The organism is Bacillus sp. 05T31 (genome assembly GCF_056396725.1).
Genome location: NZ_JBFTMA010000628.1, coordinates 1 through 2,687, shown reverse-complemented (window position 1 = coordinate 2,687; position 2,687 = coordinate 1). Strand labels below are relative to the sequence as shown.

1 protein-coding gene is annotated in these 2,687 nt (G+C 30.9%); it reads left to right on the top strand.

Annotated features, from left to right (window positions below):
* Positions 1–111: 111 nt before the first annotated feature.
* The coding region (locus tag AC1DJR_RS25485) for a hypothetical protein (protein ID WP_477003806.1) at positions 112–2,687 on the top strand (2,576 nt) is incomplete at its 3' end.

Sequence of the window (2,687 nt, the reverse complement as noted above, 5' to 3'; positions counted from 1 at the left end):
GGTAATATACATACGGATGATCTAAAGCTGGATTTTACCATTCCTGAGGCAATGCCGAGTCATGCTGCATATATTCTTCGAAATGGAGGAGGAAAGGGTGTATTTTTTCAAATGTTGTTTCAGACTCTGGAACCTTTGGCCTCATGGAAGAATGACCTAAACCATGTACATCATTTCTTTTTTAATAATGAAGAGAGACCTATAGAATATACTTTTCACGTTGTACAAGAATGGCAAGTTTCATTATCAAAACGCGTGATACTTGGGATTACGGTGACTCCACGTCTTGTGTCAAATGATAAAAGGAAATTTACCAATTCTCCTATTGAACTAGATTATTTTCTATATACAAAAGAGCCTTTAATAGTTGAGAAGGCTGATATCTTTGATTTTCAATTGTGGGATGAAAAAGAAAAAGAGGCAGTGTCTTTTAGTACGTGGAAAGAAGAAGTGAAGGCTGATAAGTCGTTTCATTTTTATTCGAAACAAGAAAAAGAACAGTATTTTGAAAAAATTGAGGAGTTTGGATATGATGCTAACACGGTTAACATTTTAAAGAAAATTAATGTAGGAGAAGGCGGATTTGGAAAGTTCTTTGAAGGTTCTACTGATAATACAGGCTTGTTTTACAACCTTCTTGTGCCTACTATAAATGATAAAATTGAAGGAATTGATTCGCGAAATAAAAAAGAAGTTTCAGTTGTAACCACATGGTTCTTAGAAGTCTTAAAGATTTCAAAAGAATTGCCGGATTTGTTAGCAATGGTAGACAGCATTGAACAAATTAATGATTATATTTTGCCACTTCAAGACCGTTTTAATGAAGGAGAAGAAATTAAACAGAAAGTAGAACTATGGAGAAATAAAGGTGCAGAATTTCTCCAACTTCTCATTATATTAATGGAATACAAAGAAAACCAGGTAGACAAACTAGAAAGAGAGCAAAGTGACCGAAAAGAAAAACGCGACTTAGCAAGATGGAAATATGCAAACATCGATTATATTGCTCTGCATCAGGAGAAAGAGGAAGTGGATGGTGAATATTATGAGTTGGAACATAAACAATTGAAAGCAGTCTTTACTGTTAATGAATATCAACAGAATCTAATAGACCAAAAAGTGAATTTAGAACTAAAAAGAAGGATGGAAAAATTAGATGAAATCGAAATAAATAATCAAAAAATTTCTACGCTAATAAATTCTGATGATATGAAAGGATCAACAAATGATCTGGAAAGAATTAAGGCATATTTTACAAAACATTGGGAATTTATTTCTGAATATTGGGGAAATGAAATAAGTCGAAATGCACGCTCTATTCTCGCACATGAAAATAAAATTAAAGAATTAAAAATGGATTTGGATATAGAGAATACACAGAAAAGAGATTTAGAGTTTAAGATACATGATCTTTCAAATTGTATAAACCAATTTGAGATTAGGTTAGAGGATGCTTGTTTACAGTATGGGGCAGAGTTGCCATACCACATTTCTGACAGTATCGTTGAAATTGGATTAGAATTAAACGAAGTAAAAAGTGCTTTTGAGATCGCATTGAATACAAAGTCTAATTTGGAAAATGAAATTGTTAATACCAAAATAGATATTGTGAGACAGGAAGAGAGTATGAAAGCGATCAAAAAAGAAATAAATCAATTAGAGAATGAAAACATAGCAATTACAAAAATAGAAAAAGAATTACTAGCCAATATATCAAAGATTTTAAAAACAAACTTTTCTACTGAAATGGAAAGGGAGGAATACTACCGAATTAAACAAGAACTTGAAAATTACTTAAATAAAATTCAAGATACTGTTAAGGAACAATTGAGGAAAATGGGGGCTTTTCAAGATGATATTCACTTGATAGAGGAAGGCGATAAAATCGGCTCTTATATTCCAAATATCGACTTATTAAAGGTGAAAAAATTATTGGATACTAATCGTATAGAGTCTATGTATGGAACTGAATACCTTAATAATCTTTCTATAGAAGAGAAACGATATGAATTAGATCGGAATCCAGCATTACGATATAGTATTGTAATATTGGAAGATTCGTTTGAATCATTAGATCTTTCATTTATGGAACAAGAATTAATTCGTAGTTATGTAGTATTGGTTGATAAAACAAAATCAACTAAAAAGGATAAAATGAGTACAACGAATCCGTATTTAGACAAACAAGATGAGATGAATTTTTTATTTAAAGACTTAAGTTATGGTTTTCTTGAAGATGTGTATGAGTTCGATAAATGGAGAGTTATGCTGGAGAAAAGTATTGATGATTCTGATTATGAAATTGAAGTGTTAGAGGGGAAAATTAAAGAAATTGAAAAGGTTTTAAAGAAAATAGAGGTTCTTTTGAATGGAAAGCTCAAAACTGAATTGGCTCAAAAATTATTGGACCTTCAGGCAGAAGAAAGAAAATACATTGGTATCATATCAAATATGAAGGGACAATTGGAAGAGAAAGAAGAAGAGAGGAAAAAACAAGTGGAAGAAATTGAGTTGTTGAATCAAAAGATAGGTATTATTGAAAAGAATGAAAAAGAGCTCATATTATTAGAAAAAGAACTAGAACAAAACAAAGAAAACAAGAAGACAAAAGCAAATTTTCTTAGACAAGTTGAGGAAATGGAAAATCATATTACCCAATTTATAGAAGAAGAAAAGAAGATTACTGT